The organism is Enterovibrio coralii (assembly GCF_001559595.1).
Lineage (GTDB): Bacteria > Pseudomonadota > Gammaproteobacteria > Enterobacterales > Vibrionaceae > Enterovibrio > Enterovibrio coralii.
Genome location: NZ_LNTY01000055.1, coordinates 212,598 through 227,396 on the forward strand (window position 1 = coordinate 212,598; position 14,799 = coordinate 227,396).

The 14,799-nt window shown below is 50.3% G+C and carries 13 protein-coding genes and 2 pseudogenes; 9 read left to right on the top strand and 6 right to left on the bottom strand.

Annotated elements, in window-relative coordinates; translation table 11 throughout:
• The first annotated feature begins 145 nt into the window (after positions 1-145).
• Positions 146-1,579: a bifunctional D-glycero-beta-D-manno-heptose-7-phosphate kinase/D-glycero-beta-D-manno-heptose 1-phosphate adenylyltransferase HldE gene (gene hldE, locus ATN88_RS21125; RefSeq protein ID WP_067419569.1), complete on the top strand. Its 1,434-nt coding sequence runs from the start codon at positions 146-148 to the stop codon at positions 1,577-1,579.
• An 81-nt stretch (positions 1,580-1,660) separates the two neighbouring features.
• On the opposite strand, the gene tolC is transcribed toward hldE, so the two are convergent.
• Both tolC and ATN88_RS21135 read right to left on the bottom strand, forming a co-directional pair.
• Positions 1,661-2,980 (bottom strand): outer membrane channel protein TolC, encoded by a 1,320-nt coding sequence (gene tolC, locus ATN88_RS21130; RefSeq protein WP_067419570.1) that lies wholly within the window; start codon positions 2,978-2,980, stop codon positions 1,661-1,663.
• 53 nt (positions 2,981-3,033) lie between these two features.
• On the bottom strand, positions 3,034-3,249 hold the full coding sequence (locus ATN88_RS21135) for a hypothetical protein (protein ID WP_067419571.1): 216 nt from the start codon (positions 3,247-3,249) through the stop codon (positions 3,034-3,036).
• 33 nt (positions 3,250-3,282) lie between these two features.
• On the opposite strand from ATN88_RS21135, the gene nudF reads away from it, so the two are divergent.
• From nudF to idi, 8 genes and pseudogenes are all read left to right on the top strand, one after another.
• The gene (nudF, locus tag ATN88_RS21140) at positions 3,283-3,912 is read left to right on the top strand and encodes an ADP-ribose diphosphatase (protein ID WP_067419572.1); all 630 of its coding nucleotides are present in this window, start codon (positions 3,283-3,285) and stop codon (positions 3,910-3,912) included.
• A 15-nt stretch (positions 3,913-3,927) separates the two neighbouring features.
• Positions 3,928-4,356, top strand: coding sequence for a DUF1249 family protein (locus ATN88_RS21145; RefSeq protein ID WP_067419573.1), 429 nt, complete (start codon positions 3,928-3,930; stop codon positions 4,354-4,356).
• Between the two features lie 50 nt (positions 4,357-4,406).
• Positions 4,407-5,231, top strand: coding sequence for a 3',5'-cyclic-AMP phosphodiesterase (gene cpdA / locus ATN88_RS21150; RefSeq protein ID WP_067419574.1), 825 nt, complete (start codon positions 4,407-4,409; stop codon positions 5,229-5,231).
• A 2-nt stretch (positions 5,232-5,233) separates the two neighbouring features.
• Positions 5,234-5,812 (top strand): esterase YqiA, encoded by a 579-nt coding sequence (gene yqiA, locus ATN88_RS21155; RefSeq protein ID WP_067419575.1) that lies wholly within the window; start codon positions 5,234-5,236, stop codon positions 5,810-5,812.
• A gap of 97 nt (positions 5,813-5,909) precedes the next feature.
• Positions 5,910-7,801, top strand: a pseudogene (gene parE, locus ATN88_RS21160) (DNA topoisomerase IV subunit B).
• Positions 7,802-7,829: 28 nt separating this feature from the next.
• Positions 7,830-10,102, top strand: a pseudogene (gene parC / locus ATN88_RS21165) (DNA topoisomerase IV subunit A).
• A gap of 243 nt (positions 10,103-10,345) precedes the next feature.
• The gene (locus ATN88_RS21170) at positions 10,346-11,071 is read left to right on the top strand and encodes a 1-acylglycerol-3-phosphate O-acyltransferase (protein WP_067419576.1); all 726 of its coding nucleotides are present in this window, start codon (positions 10,346-10,348) and stop codon (positions 11,069-11,071) included.
• Between the two features lie 95 nt (positions 11,072-11,166).
• Positions 11,167-11,703, top strand: coding sequence for an isopentenyl-diphosphate Delta-isomerase (gene idi, locus ATN88_RS21175; protein WP_067419597.1), 537 nt, complete (start codon positions 11,167-11,169; stop codon positions 11,701-11,703).
• A gap of 59 nt (positions 11,704-11,762) precedes the next feature.
• On the opposite strand, the gene ATN88_RS21180 is transcribed toward idi, so the two are convergent.
• The 4 genes from ATN88_RS21180 to pyrB all read right to left on the bottom strand — a co-directional run bounded on the left by ATN88_RS21180 (position 11,763) and on the right by pyrB (position 14,549).
• On the bottom strand, positions 11,763-12,461 hold the full coding sequence (locus ATN88_RS21180; RefSeq protein ID WP_067419577.1) for a Dph6-related ATP pyrophosphatase: 699 nt from the start codon (positions 12,459-12,461) through the stop codon (positions 11,763-11,765).
• An 83-nt stretch (positions 12,462-12,544) separates the two neighbouring features.
• A complete protein-coding gene (locus ATN88_RS21185) occupies positions 12,545-12,934 on the bottom strand; it encodes a Rid family detoxifying hydrolase (protein WP_067419578.1) in 390 nt (129 codons plus the stop codon).
• Between the two features lie 200 nt (positions 12,935-13,134).
• Positions 13,135-13,602: an aspartate carbamoyltransferase regulatory subunit gene (gene pyrI / locus ATN88_RS21190; RefSeq protein WP_067419579.1), complete on the bottom strand. Its 468-nt coding sequence runs from the start codon at positions 13,600-13,602 to the stop codon at positions 13,135-13,137.
• 17 nt (positions 13,603-13,619) lie between these two features.
• Positions 13,620-14,549: an aspartate carbamoyltransferase gene (gene pyrB / locus ATN88_RS21195; RefSeq protein WP_067419580.1), complete on the bottom strand. Its 930-nt coding sequence runs from the start codon at positions 14,547-14,549 to the stop codon at positions 13,620-13,622.
• Positions 14,550-14,799 lie beyond the last annotated feature (250 nt).

Genomic DNA, 14,799 nt, shown 5'->3' on the forward strand with positions numbered 1-14,799 from the left:
ATTGTCTTTATGGTAATATCGCGAGCAATATTTTATGGGCAGTGCCGGAATCTTATTATCGAAGACGGCACAGGCTTGCCCAACGCTTGAAAGATTAAAGCAAACGACATAGCAGGGGCGCAGACCCTTAGGCTTGGAGAATACGATGAAACTGACTTTGCCTGACTATCAGCTAGCGAATGTTCTGGTTGTTGGTGATGTAATGCTTGACCGCTACTGGTATGGCCCTACAGGTCGCATTTCACCGGAAGCACCGGTGCCAGTGGTACAAATCAATCAGACAGAAGAACGCCCAGGCGGCGCAGCTAACGTAGCAATGAACATCGCTGCGCTGGGTGGCAAGGCAAGACTTATTGGTTTGGTTGGTCAGGACGAACAAGCGAATGTCCTAAACGACAAACTGTGTTCACTGAAAGTGGATTGTGATTTCGTTGGTTTGGAAAACTTCCCAACCATCACAAAGCTGCGTGTCATGAGCCGTAACCAACAGCTGATCCGTTTGGACTTTGAGGAAGGATTCCACAACGTGGATCCTCAGCCAATGTTGGACCGCATTGAAGCGGCCCTGCCAAACACAAAAGCGATGATCCTGTCGGATTACGCCAAAGGTGCACTGGTAAACGTTCAGCCAATGATCCAACTGGCACGCCAAGCAGGCGTTGCCACACTGGTTGACCCTAAAGGCACTGATTTTGAACGTTACCGCGGCGCGACGCTTCTGACACCGAACATGAGCGAGTTTGAAGCGGTTGTTGGCGCATGTCATTGCGAAGAAGACATCATCGAACGTGGTCTGGCTCTGATTGAGAAGTTCGAGTTTGAAGCACTGTTGGTTACGCGTAGCGAAAATGGTATGACACTGCTGCGCGCAGGCCAAGAGCCGCTGAACCTGCCTACGCTGGCAAAAGAAGTGTATGACGTAACAGGTGCAGGCGATACCGTGATTTCTGTTCTGGCAGCCTCTTTGGCGGCGGGTAAACCAATTGAAGATGCATGTGCGCTGGCAAATGCAGCGGCAGGCGTGGTTGTTGGCAAACTGGGCACCTCGACCTTGTCGACGATCGAACTGACCGAAGCCGTTCACGGCAGCCATCAGTCAGGTTTCGGTGTAGTAACCGAAGAGCAACTGAAAGCGTCTGTTCAAATGGCGAAGGCACGCGGCGAGAAAGTCGTGATGACCAATGGCTGTTTTGACATTCTGCACGCTGGCCATGTGGCTTACTTGAATGAAGCCGCGAAGCTGGGTGACCGTCTGATTGTTGCGGTAAACACAGATGAATCTGTACGTGGTCTGAAAGGCCCTGGTCGTCCGGTAAACCCAACAGATCGTCGTATGGCGGTACTGGCAGGTCTGGGCGCGGTTGACTGGGTAGTGCCTTTCAACGAAGAAACCCCACAACGTTTGATCAGCGAAGTGCTGCCAAGCCTGTTGGTCAAAGGCGGTGACTACAAGCCTGAAGACATTGCTGGTGGCAAAGAAGTGATTGCAGCGGGCGGCGAAGTATTGGTTCTGAACTTCGAAGATGGTTGTTCAACCACAGAGATCATCAACTCGATTCTGAGCGGTCACAACAACTGATTGCATCAGATGAAAGATATAAAAAAGGCACCGAAAGGTGCCTTTTTTATTTGGAGTGTCATCTAAGTTTTGCGAGTGCGATTACTTAGGTGCAACCAGACCGTTGTTGATATCAACCAGATCTTGCTCGCTCAACGTACCTACCGCTTGGCGCAGTTGCAGTACGTTTAAGATGTAATCGTAACGTGCGTCAGACAGGTTACGGTTCGCATCGTACAGACCACGGGTCGCATCCAGTACGTCAACGATGGTACGTGTACCTACTTCAAAGCCCGCTTCGGTTGCTTCCAGTGCTGAGCGCTGAGAAACCACTGTTTGCTCATAAGCTTTCAGTGCACCGATGCTTGCATTGATGTTGTTGTAGAACGCACGGACATCTTTCACTGTGGTGCGGTAAGTGCCTTCCAGCTCTTCAGACGCCGCAACATAGTTGTATTGTGCTTGTTCTACGCCAGCATCAATTGCGCCACCTTGGTAAAGCGGCATAGAGAAGTTGATGCCACCCGTAAACTGGTTGTTAGTCGTGTCAGTGTTGCGTGTTTTGTTGTCTTGATCTGTGTAGCCGTAACCTGCGTTCAGCGTCAGCGATGGCAGGTGACCTGCTTGTGCCAAAGAAATACGCTCTTTAGCCGCATCACGGGTAATGCGTTGCGCCAGCAGCGTCAGGTTTTCTTGCTCAGCCTTTTTCACCAGCTCATCAACCACTTGCTCAGGACGGCTAGCAGAGAAGGACTTGGTGTTCAGCTCGAACAGATCGGCATGGCTTTGACCTGTGATTTCGCGAAGTTCCTCGTAGCTGTTCGCCACTGAGTTTTCAGACAGGATTTCTTGAGCCAGAACAGAGTCATACTGCGCTTGGGCATCATACACATCAGTGATGGCAGACAGACCCACTTCGAAACGTTGTTTGGTTTGTTCTAGCTGACGGCCTACAGCCGCTTTCTCTGCACGAACAAAGACCAAATCGTCTGCTGCTCTCAGTACGTTAAAGTACGCTTGAGACACGCGCAGGATCAGGGCTTGTTGTTGTGCTGCGTATGCTGCATCTGCTTGACGCGCTGTGATTTCAGCGATGTCCAGATTGATCCAGCTATTTTGGTTGAATAGCTGCTGACTTACGTCAACGCCCGCAGACAGGGTATTCGTGTCAAAAGGACCTGACGTGCTTTCTTCGCTGTTACGTGCGATGTTGTAACCCGCGGTCAGGTTGATTTGTGGCAATGTCGTACCGCGGTTCACGCCAACTTGCGCGAATGCTGCATCACGTGTCGCAGCAGATTGCAGAAGCGTTGGATCGCTTTGTTTTGCTTGCTCATATACTTGTAGCAGATCGTCTGCACTTGCAAACGGAGCAGCGGTGCCTAGCGCAACCCCGATAAAGATGGGAAGCAATTTCTTCATAGTAGGTAGTCCCTGAACTTGTCGTATTCTAATAAATTGCTGGTATACCCAAATTACCTGAACTCTGCATCTTCAGGTTGCTTGGGTATAGAGGTATCCGACTCTAGTGTAAACCAAGCTAGCTTACTTGAAACTGACAATGTGATGGTTTCTTGAGAAAAAGTGATTGTAAAACCATCAACGCAATAAATATATTCAAATAATTCTGCAATCCATACCAAAAAAGTAAAGGTTTTAGATTGCAGTCGCTTGCGCAACGCCTCTATCATTTGCCTCCATCCTTCAAGGTAGGGGAAGCTTTCGTGCCACAGACCACACAGTTTGACCAATTTGGAACGGGTGACGTTGAGATTGAAACGACCGACGTTGTCTATAATGGTTACTTTAAGATGGTAAAGTATCGCTTCCGTCATCGACTGTTCGCCGGTGGTTGGAGTGACGTGATTGATCGAGAGCTTTTCGAACGTGGTCATGCAGTTGCAATGCTGCCGTATGATCCGAAAACGGATGAAGTGGTTCTCGTTGAACAAATCCGTGTTGGCGCGATGGTGGCGAGTGACTCTCCTTGGCAACTGGAGATAGTGGCTGGCATCATCGATAAAGATGAAACACCCGATGAAGTCGCGATTCGCGAGACTGAAGAAGAAGCAGGATTGCACGTGCAGTCACTGATTCCGATGACGAGCTATCTATCAAGTTCTGGTGGATGTTCAGAACGCATTCATCTGTATCTTGGTATGGTGGATGCGTCAGGTGCGAAAGGTGTTCACGGGCTCCCTGAAGAAGGTGAAGATATTCTGGTGCATGTGGTTGAAAGATCACGTGCAATGGAGTGGGTAGCGAATGGTAAGATTGAAAACGCTGCCTCAATTATCGCATTGCAATGGCTGACATTGAATCGAGATAAACTCGACGCGCTGTCAGGAGAGTAGTTCACAGGACGTTGTATGTTGAGACGAGAGTATCAGGTTGATTTAAGTGCCCTGATGCGAATGTATGAAACAAATTACGCCAAGTTGGTAAGACTGATGCCGCGTCAAGATGACGTTGGCGAGTTCTGTGTATACGAAATCCAAGGGCAAGAGTTTCAACTCGATGTTGTTGAATCCACGCGATACACCACACTGATTGATATTTGGCAGCGAGGTGAGGTGCCAAGTTATTTGCGACCGAGGCTGACAGTTCGACTGTATCACGATGCACGAGTCGCTGAAGTGTGTACCAGCCAGCAGATTTCCCGAATTCAGCCGCGTTATGATTACCCGAATCCGCGCATGCACCAGCGCGATGAAAAGCGTCAGGTAAATGCTTTTCTCTCGGATTGGCTGGCGCTGTGCCTGAAAAACGGTATAACAAAGCACAACATAATTTATTAATATTCGCGTTTGAGTAATAACGCTAGTTTAAGATCAGGGTTTTCAAGACGTTGCGGATTTGCCATCTACCAAAACAACACAACCAGACCGTTAGGTTGTTGCAGATTACAGATACACACCTCTTTGCTGATCATGCCGGAAGCTTACTCGGCGTGAACACTTGTGCGAGCTTTAACGCCGTTGTTAATGAAATAGTCAAAGAAGGCGTAGACTTCGATGCGATCATTGCCACGGGTGACCTCTCTCAAGACCACACCGCTGAATCTTATCAGCGTTTTGTCGACGGCATCGCCCGTTGGAGCCAGCCTTGCTACTGGTTGCCAGGCAACCATGACTACCAGCAAGAAATGAAAAAAGTGTTGGAGCAATCGACACTTGAGCGTTGCGAACACGTGCTGGTGGGTGAACACTGGCAACTGATTATGCTAGATAGTCAGGTGCCAGGTGTACCACACGGCCGATTATCAGGCGAGCAATTAGCCTTGCTAGAAAACACCCTGCGCGATAACCCAGAGCGACATACGCTTATCCTTCTTCATCACCACCCATTGCCAGCGGGCAGTGCGTGGCTTGACCAACACAAATTGCACAACCAAGACGAGTTTTGGGCGGTTGTCGCTAAATACGACACGGTAAAAGGTGTGGTGTGCGGTCATATTCACCAAGCTTTGGATACGCAGCATCAAGAACGCCGCGTGATGGCCGCACCTTCAACGTGCATCCAATTCCAACCAAATTCTGACGACTTCGCGTTAGATCTGACGAACCCAGGATGGCGTGAAATTGCTTTGCACGCAGACGGTACAATTTCGACCACTGTTGGTCGATTGAAAGGAAATGAATTCCAGCCAGATATGACCTCATCTGGGTACTAAACATGCCACCGTTACTGATTTATATTCACGGGTTTAACAGCTCGCCATTGTCCGCAAAAGCCCAGCAGATGCGGGATTGGTGCGAAACGCACCGTCCTGACATAAAGCTGGAAGTTCCCCGTCTCGCCTGTTACCCTGCCGACGCTGCCAATCAGCTAAAAGCATTGGTAGGTGCGTATCAGGGTGACTATCGTATCGGTTTGGTAGGTAGTTCGTTAGGCGGATATTTGTCGACGTGGCTCAATGCGCAGTTTGGTTTCCCTGCCGTGTTGGTAAACCCTGCGGTGAAACCCTATGAGCTTCTTGTTGATTATTTAGGCCCTCAGGAGAATCCTTACACTGGGGAGCAATACACGCTAGGCGTTCAGCATATGGACGAGCTAAAAGCGTTAGATACCGAATCGATCCTGCATCCCGACACGATTTGGTTGTTGCAACAAGAAGGCGATGAAGTGCTCGACTATCGTCAGGCCGTTGCCAAGTATCAGGGATGCAAGCAAACAGTAGAAGCGGGAGGCGATCACGCTTTTGTTGGCTTCGACAGATACCCCGCTGAAATCATCCAATTCCTAGGACTGTGAGGGTAACTCACAGAATAACCTCGTCAGCACTGTCTTTATTTGACAAGCTGGCGGGGCATCACAGACCATGTGACAAACTTTAGAAAACCATTCATCTATGACAGAGCAAGTTTATAACGCGGGCTCCATTGAAGTTCTCAATGGCCTGGAACCGGTGCGTCGTCGTCCCGGTATGTATACAGACACGACCCGTCCTAATCACCTCGGTCAAGAAGTCATTGATAACAGTGTCGATGAGGCATTGGCAGGACATGCGCGCAAGGTAGAAGTCATTCTGCATGCGGATCAGTCACTGGAAGTTATCGATGACGGCCGTGGTATGCCGGTCGACATCCACCCTGAAGAAGGGGTGTCAGGTGTCGAACTGATCCTTTGTAAGCTGCACGCGGGCGGTAAGTTCTCAAACAAGAACTACCAGTTCAGTGGTGGTTTGCACGGGGTAGGTATTTCGGTTGTAAACGCCCTGTCTAAACGGGTTGAAGTCTCGGTTAAACGCGATGGCCAAGTCTACGAAATCGCGTTTGAGCATGGCGAAAAAGTGCAGGAGCTGACTGTCGTTGGCACCTGTGGTCGACGCGCGAAAGGCACAAGCGTTCACTTCTGGCCGGATGCGTCCTACTTCGACTCGCCAAAATTTTCGGTTTCTCGCCTGAAAAACAATTTGAAAGCCAAAGCGGTATTGTGCCCGGGCCTTGAGATTGTCTTTACCGATAAGAACACCAATGAAACCATCACCTGGTGCTATGAAAGTGGCCTTAAAGACTACTTGGCCGAAGGCGTTAAAGGTTATGAGTTGCTGCCTGCTGAACCGTTTGTCGGTGACTTCAATGCACCGCATGAAGCGGCTGATTGGGCGGTGATCTGGCTGCCGGAAGGCGGGGAGCTGGTGACAGAAAGCTACGTGAACTTGATTCCGACTGCACAAGGCGGTACCCACGTTAATGGTCTGCGTCAGGGCTTGCTAGATGCCATGCGTGAATTCTGTGAATTCCGCAACCTGTTGCCGCGCGGCGTGAAGCTGACCGCGGATGATATCTGGGAGCGCTGTGCCTACGTGCTGTCAGTGAAAATGCAGGACCCACAATTTGCCGGTCAGACCAAAGAGCGTCTGTCTTCACGTCAGTGTGCAGCATTCGTTTCCGGCGTGGTGAAAGATGCGTTTAGCCTGTGGCTGAACGAGCGACCGCAGCTAGCCGAACAACTGGCGGAAGTCTGTATCGCGAACGCACACCGCCGTATGCGTGCAGCGAAGAAGTTGTACGTAAGAAAGTGGCCTCAGGCCCAGCACTGCCAGGCAAGCTGACCGACTGTTCTATGCAAGATTTGGCGCGCACCGAACTCTTCCTCGTCGAGGGTGACTCGGCAGGCGGTTCTGCCAAGCAAGCACGCGATCGTGAATTCCAAGCCATCATGCCGCTTCGCGGTAAGATCCTGAACACGTGGGAAGTGTCTGCGGATCAGGTTCTGGCGTCTCAAGAAGTGCACGACATCTCTGTTGCGCTGGGTATCGACCCAGACAGCGAAGATTTGTCCGGCCTGCGTTACGGTAAAGTATGTATCCTCGCCGATGCGGACTCGGATGGTCTGCACATCGCAACACTGCTGTGCGCACTGTTCGTGAAACACTTCCAAGCACTGGTGAAAGCGGGCCACGTATATGTGGCGATGCCACCGCTGTACCGTATCGACTGCGGCAAAGAAGTGTATTACGCGCTGGATGACGAAGAGAAAGCTGGCGTCCTCGAACGCCTAAGCCAGAAGCGCGCCAAAATCGACGTACAGCGATTCAAAGGTCTGGGTGAGATGAACCCACTGCAATTGCGCGAAACCACGATGGATCCAAATACCCGTCGTCTGGTTCAGCTGACCATTGACGATCAGGAAGAAACCGATCGCATGATGGACATGCTGTTAGGTAAGAAGCGCGCAGAAGACCGCCGCCATTGGTTGCAAGACAAAGGCGACATGGCTGAGCTGACTGAAATTTAAGAAAGCATTTTAGAATCGGACGTTTTCAATGACTGATATCACTTATGACGGTGTCGAACAGCTTCCGCTAAGGAAGTTTACTGAGGATGCATACCTCAACTATTCGATGTACGTCATCATGGACCGTGCACTGCCGTTTATCGGTGACGGCCTGAAGCCAGTACAGCGTCGTATTATCTATGCGATGTCTGAGCTGGGTTTGTCGGCAACGGCGAAATACAAAAAATCTGCGCGTACCGTGGGTGACGTGCTGGGTAAATACCACCCGCACGGCGACTCTGCGTGTTACGAAGCCATGGTATTGATGGCTCAGCCGTTTTCTTACCGCTACCCGCTGGTAGATGGTCAGGGTAACTGGGGTGCGCCGGATGATCCAAAATCGTTCGCAGCGATGCGTTATACCGAATCGCGTCTGTCGCGCTTCTCGGAAGTGCTGCTAAGCGAATTAGGTCAGGGCACGGTTGAATGGCAGCCAAACTTTGACGGCACCATGAAGGAGCCGAAAACACTGCCAGCACGTCTGCCACACATTCTGCTGAACGGTGTGACAGGTATTGCCGTTGGTATGGCGACCGATATCCCGCCGCACAATGCCCGTGAAATGGCGAATGCGCTGGTGGCCTTGATTGACGAGCCGAAGCTGGATCTCGACGGTATTCTGGAGCATGTAAAAGGCCCAGACTATCCGACCGAAGCGGAAATCATTACCCCTCAAGTAGAGCTGAAAAAGCTGTACCGTGAAGGCCGCGGCTCAGTAAGAATGCGTGCGGTTTGGCACAAAGAAAACGGCGATATCGTGATCACCGCGCTGCCGCATCAGGTGTCTGGTGCTAAGCTGCTTGAGCAAATCGCCAACCAAATGCGCGCGAAAAAGCTGCCGATGGTTGACGATCTTCGTGATGAATCTGATCACGAAAACCCAACCCGTATCGTGATCGTGCCGCGCTCGAACCGTATCGACTGTGATCAGCTGATGAATCACCTGTTTGCTTCGACTGACTTAGAAAGAAGCTACCGTGTTAACCTGAACATGATTGGCCTTGATGGTCGTCCTCAGGTGAAAGGCCTGCAGCGTATTCTGACTGAATGGTTGGAGTTCCGCCGCGAAACCGTGCGTCGTCGTCTGCAATACCGCTTGGATAAAGTGCTGGCACGCTTGCACATCCTCGAAGGTTTGTTGGCTGCGTATCTCAACATTGATGAAGTGATTGAGATCATCCGCACCGAAGACGAGCCGAAGAAAGAGCTGATGAGCCGTTTTGGCCTCAGCGAGAAACAAGCAGAAGCGATCCTTGAAATCAAACTTCGTCAATTGGCGAAGCTGGAAGAAATCAAGATCCGTGGTGAGCAAGACGAGCTGAATAAAGAGCGTGAGCAGTTGGAGAAACTGCTGGGTTCTGAGCGTCGCATGAACACCTTGCTGAAAAAAGAAATCATTGCTGATGCAGAGAAATACGGTGACGAACGTCGTTCGCCATTGGTAGAGCGTGCAGAAGCGAAAGCACTGACTGAGCGCGACTTGGTGCCAAGCGAGCCAATCACTGTGGTGCTGTCTGAAAAAGGTTGGATCCGCCATGCGAAAGGGCACGACGTTGACCCTTCAACCTTGAGCTACAAGTCGGGCGATGGCTACATGGCTGCCGCGCGCGGTAAGAGCAACCAGCCTGCGGTGTTTATCGGCACCGATGGACGCAGCTATGCGCTTGAGTCGCACAGTCTGCCGTCTGCACGAAGCCAAGGTGAGCCAATCACAGGGCGCTTGAACATCACTGCGGGGACCTCCATTCGTCATGTGCTGATGGGGGAAAACAGCAACCTGATGTTGATGCGTCGGATGCGGGCTACGGTTTTGTGTGTAAGCATGACGATCTGCTGTCGAAAAACCGCAGCGGTAAAGCGTTGCTGAGTCTGCCGCAAGCCGCAGAGGTGATGCCTCCACAAAAAGTGGCGGATATCGACAGCGATGACATCATGGCGATTACCAACGAAGGCCGTATGCTGGTCTTCCCAGTGAAAGAGTTGCCGCAGTTGGGTAAAGGCAAAGGGAATAAGATCATTAATATTCCTGCTGCCCGCGCCAAAGCGCGTGAAGAGCTGTTGTCACAGCTGTTTGTGATTCCTAAAGGTGCAACGGTCACCCTGCATGCAGGTAAGCGTAAACTGTCACTGAAACCAACGGACGTTGATAATTTCCGTGGTGAGCGTGGTCGTCGAGGCTCTATGTTGCCGCGTGGCCTACAGCGTGTGACGGCGATTGAGATTTCGACGCCGCAAGAGGCGCCGGAAACGCCAGAAGAGTAATAGCGAAACCCTCCACTCGGAGGGTTTTTTCTTGGCTCAAGACACCCTTAAATTCGCGCGAATTCAGCCTGTTTTGATATATCGGTTAAAAATGTTTCGACAAAGAGTGATGAATTTTATTGTCGGACACGTATACTAGGGCCAGAAATTTTTAGCGCACACCTGTAAGCTTAAAATTAAAAGCGATTCTCAGGTAACAATTCCCAGACCTTTCCAGCGGTTAACTGGCGTTAGGAGATAAGAATGTACTTTATACTGCGACTGTTGGCTGTCGCGTTGTTTGCGATTTTCATGCTTGTATTCGGTTGTGGTTACTGCCTGTTCAGCCCTCGTAATCCAAAACACGTTTATACCTTTGGCCGAATGTTCGGCAAGCTGTCTTCTCTGTTTGGTATCAAGCTTGACCTGCGCCAATCTGACGCGTCAAAAGACGTCGGCACCTGTGTTTACATCGCTAACCACCAAAGCAACTGGGACTTGGTCACTGTGTCTAACGCCGTGCGTCCTGGTGCGGTTACCGTGGGCAAGAAAAGTCTGGCGTACATCCCTATCTTTGGCACCTTGTACTGGCTGACAGGTAATATCCTGATTGACCGCAATAACCGCAGCAAAGCGATGGGCACCATCGGTCAGGTGGTTGACCAAATCAAAGATAACGACGTGTCCGTATGGCTGTTCCCAGAAGGTACGCGTTCGCGTGGTCGTGGTCTGCTACCGTTCAAAACTGGCGCATTCCATGCGGCAATTGGTGCGGGTGTGCCGATCGTACCTATCGTGTGTAGCTCAACCGGTCACTTGGAAGTGTCTCGTCGCGACAACGGTCATATCATCGTGGAAGTGATGGATCCTATCTCGACGGAAGGCTTCACCAAAGACCAAGTGCGAGAGCTGGCGTCTCATTGTCATGATTTGATGGCAGCGAAGCTGGCAGAACTCGACGCAGAAGTAGCCGAGCTGAACAAGAAGTAATAAACTTCACATACAGATTGAGTCAAAAGGATACGCACATGCGTATCCTTTTGCTTTTTATGCTGAGCGTAACTTGTAAGAGAAGTAAGACAGATATGCTGAAAGATCAGGTAGTACTGGTAACCGAGAAGGGCGAGCCGATTGGGTTAGCAGAAAAGATGGCAGCGCATCAGGAAGGGTTGTTGCACCTTGCGTTTTCGGTGATGATTTACCGAGATACTCAAGCTGGCAGAGAGTACCTGCTTCAGCAACGTGCGCTCAGCAAATACCACAGCGGTGGTTTATGGACTAACACCTGCTGTTCTCACCCAATGCAAGGCGAAGCGTTTGAAGCCGCAGCGAAAAGACGTTTGTTTGAAGAGTTGGGTATCGAGATGCCGTTGGAGTTCGCCATGGGCGATCTATTTTGTTATCGCGCAGAGCTTGACAATAACCTGACCGAGCACGAACTTGATCAAATCATCTTGTGTAAAGCGGATGATGTGCCGCTAAACCCTAATCCTGATGAGGTGATGAGCTGGCGTTGGTGGCCCCAGCAAGAGCTTGTTTCTGAAATGCAGGCGTCTCCTGAGCGATTCACTGCGTGGTTTTCGCAAGTGGTTGAGAAGGTTGAAAACCAACTGCAGCATTAACGCGACATTTCGTCAGGAATAGAAAAGCACCGTCAGTCGGTGCTTTTTTGTTTTGGCTCCTAGGCTGGGATCAGCTCTTGGAAATGGTAGCCAGGGTGGTCCGGAATTTGGTTGCCCGCATACTTCTTCGTCACGACTTCCCCTTTTGTGAAAGCAACCGGCTGTTTGAAGTCAGGGCCATCGTACACAAAAGTATGGAACTCGCCGTTTTCACCACAAGGGTCAACGCCTTCTGGTAGGCTGTCTAGGAAGGCTTGGTCGAGCTCTCGACCGACAAAGTCTTTGCTGAGCTTGCTGCCGTCTACAGCCACTACTACTGCTTTAATGCCTAGCTCAAACAAGGTTTGCATCAAGGCGCGTGTGTCCTTTTTCCAAAGCGGAAATAGGGCTTTAACGTCAACGGTAGCAAGTTGCGCTTCGCGTTTGGCGCGAAGGTCTTCTAGGTAGATATCACCAAAAATGGCGTGGGTGCAGCCCATGTCTTTCAGCTCGGCAACCGCATTCGACATGATGGACTCATACTGCTCCATGGTTACGGTTTCTGGCAGCCAAACCGTTTTCAAAGGCAGCCCCAAGGCGTCTGCTTGCTTTTCTAACAGTGAAACGTGCACGCCGTGCATGGAAACGCGTTGGTGCGCTTCGTTGGCAGAAGTCAGTAGTGTCGTCACTTTTAGGCTAGGGTCACGAAGGGCATAGTAAAGTGCCATGGTGCTGTCTTTACCGCTGCTCCAGTTAAAGTAAGTATTGAGGATAGTCATCTCGGATATACCGTGTAGGAATGGCAAAATTTGGCATTAAAAAAAGCGCCACTTTGTCAGCAGCGCTTTCTCTGTAAAACGAATTACTTACGAACAGCAATCGCTTCGATTTCGATGCCCACATCTTTTGGAAGACGTGCAACTTCTACACAAGAGCGTGCTGGGTAGTGTTCAACACCGTGCTCATCAAAGAATTTACCGTAAACCTCGTTAACGGTGCCGAAATCGTTCAGATCTTTTACGAAAACAGTCATCTTAACGATGTCGCCAACTTTCAGGCCAGATGACTCAACAACCGCTTTCACGTTTTCCAGAGACTGACGCGCTTGCACAGCGATATCTGGAGAGACTTCGCCGGTCACAGGGTTTACTGGGATTTGACCAGAAGTCAGAACCATGCTGCCCAGATCAACACCTTGAATGTATGGACCAATCGCTGCAGGAGCGTGTTCAGTGTGAAGCACTTTAGTCATTTACCTATCCTTACTTTTATCATTTCACGGAAACAGGGTATACCCGCTTGAGGCTTTGGGTATAAGACGCTTAGTCTGCATCTTGCCAGCAATTACGTAAACCCAGAACATCACATTTTAACGCGGATTGTTTCTCGGTGAGTGCCTTAACCGCGATAAAAAAGCCGGTGCATGCACCGGCTTTTCCATTCAACTCAAAATCAGTGACTTTCGGTCATGATTTCGCGAGAGAACACCTTCTCACAGTATTTGCACTTGAGTTGGACGTCATCCGCTTTGGTGATCACGTTGAAGCTACTTTCCACGGCTTTCTCGTCGTGGGTGATACAGTTGGTATTTGGACAACGGAACACGCCAAGGATGCTGCTTGGCAGTGTCAGCGGTATTTTCGCAACCACTTCGTAGTTTTCAATCTGATTAACCGTCGCATTTGGTGCGTAAAGTGCCAGTTGCTGTGCCTGCTCTTCGGTCACAAAGATGTTTTCAATCTTGATCAGATCTTTCGCGCCAAGCGCAGATGATGGCAGGTTCAAACCTACAGTCACGCGCTCGTTAGTTTTATGAAGCTTGAACAGCTTCATCACCTTAAAGCCGACATTGGCAGGGATATGGTCGATAACGGTACCGTTCTTGATCGCTTCAACCTGTAGTTTGTGTTCTTTAACCATCTTGTTTTACTCCCGCCTTAGATGTTGCCGTTAATAACCAGTGCCAGCAGTGCCTGACGTGCATAGACGCCATTTTCTGCTTGCTGGAAGTAATACGCGTATGGTGTCTTGTCGACTGCAACCGTGATTTCATCGACGCGTGGCAGTGGGTGAAGCACTTTCAGGTTGTCGCGCGCATGTTCTAGCTGCGGTGTATCCAAGATGAATGCCGACTTGATGTGCGCGTACTCAGACTCATCAAAACGCTCTTTCTGTACGCGGGTCATGTACAGAATATCCAGCTCTGGCACCACTTCTTCGATGGTGGCGTGCAGGCTGTAAGGAATGCCCGCTTCTTCCAAGTCTTCCAGAATGTAGTCAGGCATCGCCAGTGCATCTGGGGCGATGAAGTAGAAGCGGTTGTTGTCAAACTTCGACAATGCTTGGGTCAGCGAGTGCACGGTGCGACCGTATTTCAGGTCACCGACCATGGCGATGCTGAGGTTATCCAGACGCCCTTGTGTTTCGTAGATGCTGAACAAATCAAGCAGGGTTTGTGATGGATGCTGGTTAGCCCCGTCGCCACCGTTGATGACAGGAATGCCTTTAGAGAATTCAGAGGCGAGGCGTGCTGCTCCTTCTTTAGGGTGGCGCATCACAAATGCATCAACGTAGGAAGAGATAACCTGCACAGTATCTGACAAGGTTTCGCCCTTTTTACCGGAAGAGGTGTTGCCACCGTCTGGGAAACCAATCACGGTGCCGCCAAGGCGTTGAACCGCGGTTTCAAAGGAAAGGCGAGTACGTGTTGAGGCTTCGAAGAAGCAGCTCGCCACGACTTTGTTTTTCAGCAGCGTAGGATTCGGCTCGGCCTTTAGCTTGCCCGCCGTTTCGACGATAAGTTCCAATTCTTCGCGGGACAACTCCGGGATGGAGATAATGTGCTTGTTGTACAGCGAGGTCGCCATGTCTTCTCTTCCCTCAATGGATGGTAGATTTTGGACAAAAAAAAGCCTCCAGATCTGGAGGCTTAATTTATAAATACATTAAAAACAAAAACGGCGGCCGATGCGAGATTCGGCAAGTTTTAGCAACTGAATGTGATACTAAATGTGGCATTCCGGTTCGTTTTTTTGACAAATTGCGAAGGATTATACGCCCATTTGCACACCTTGCAAGAACCAGTCGTTGAGAGCTTTATTAATGTATGTTTTGGAA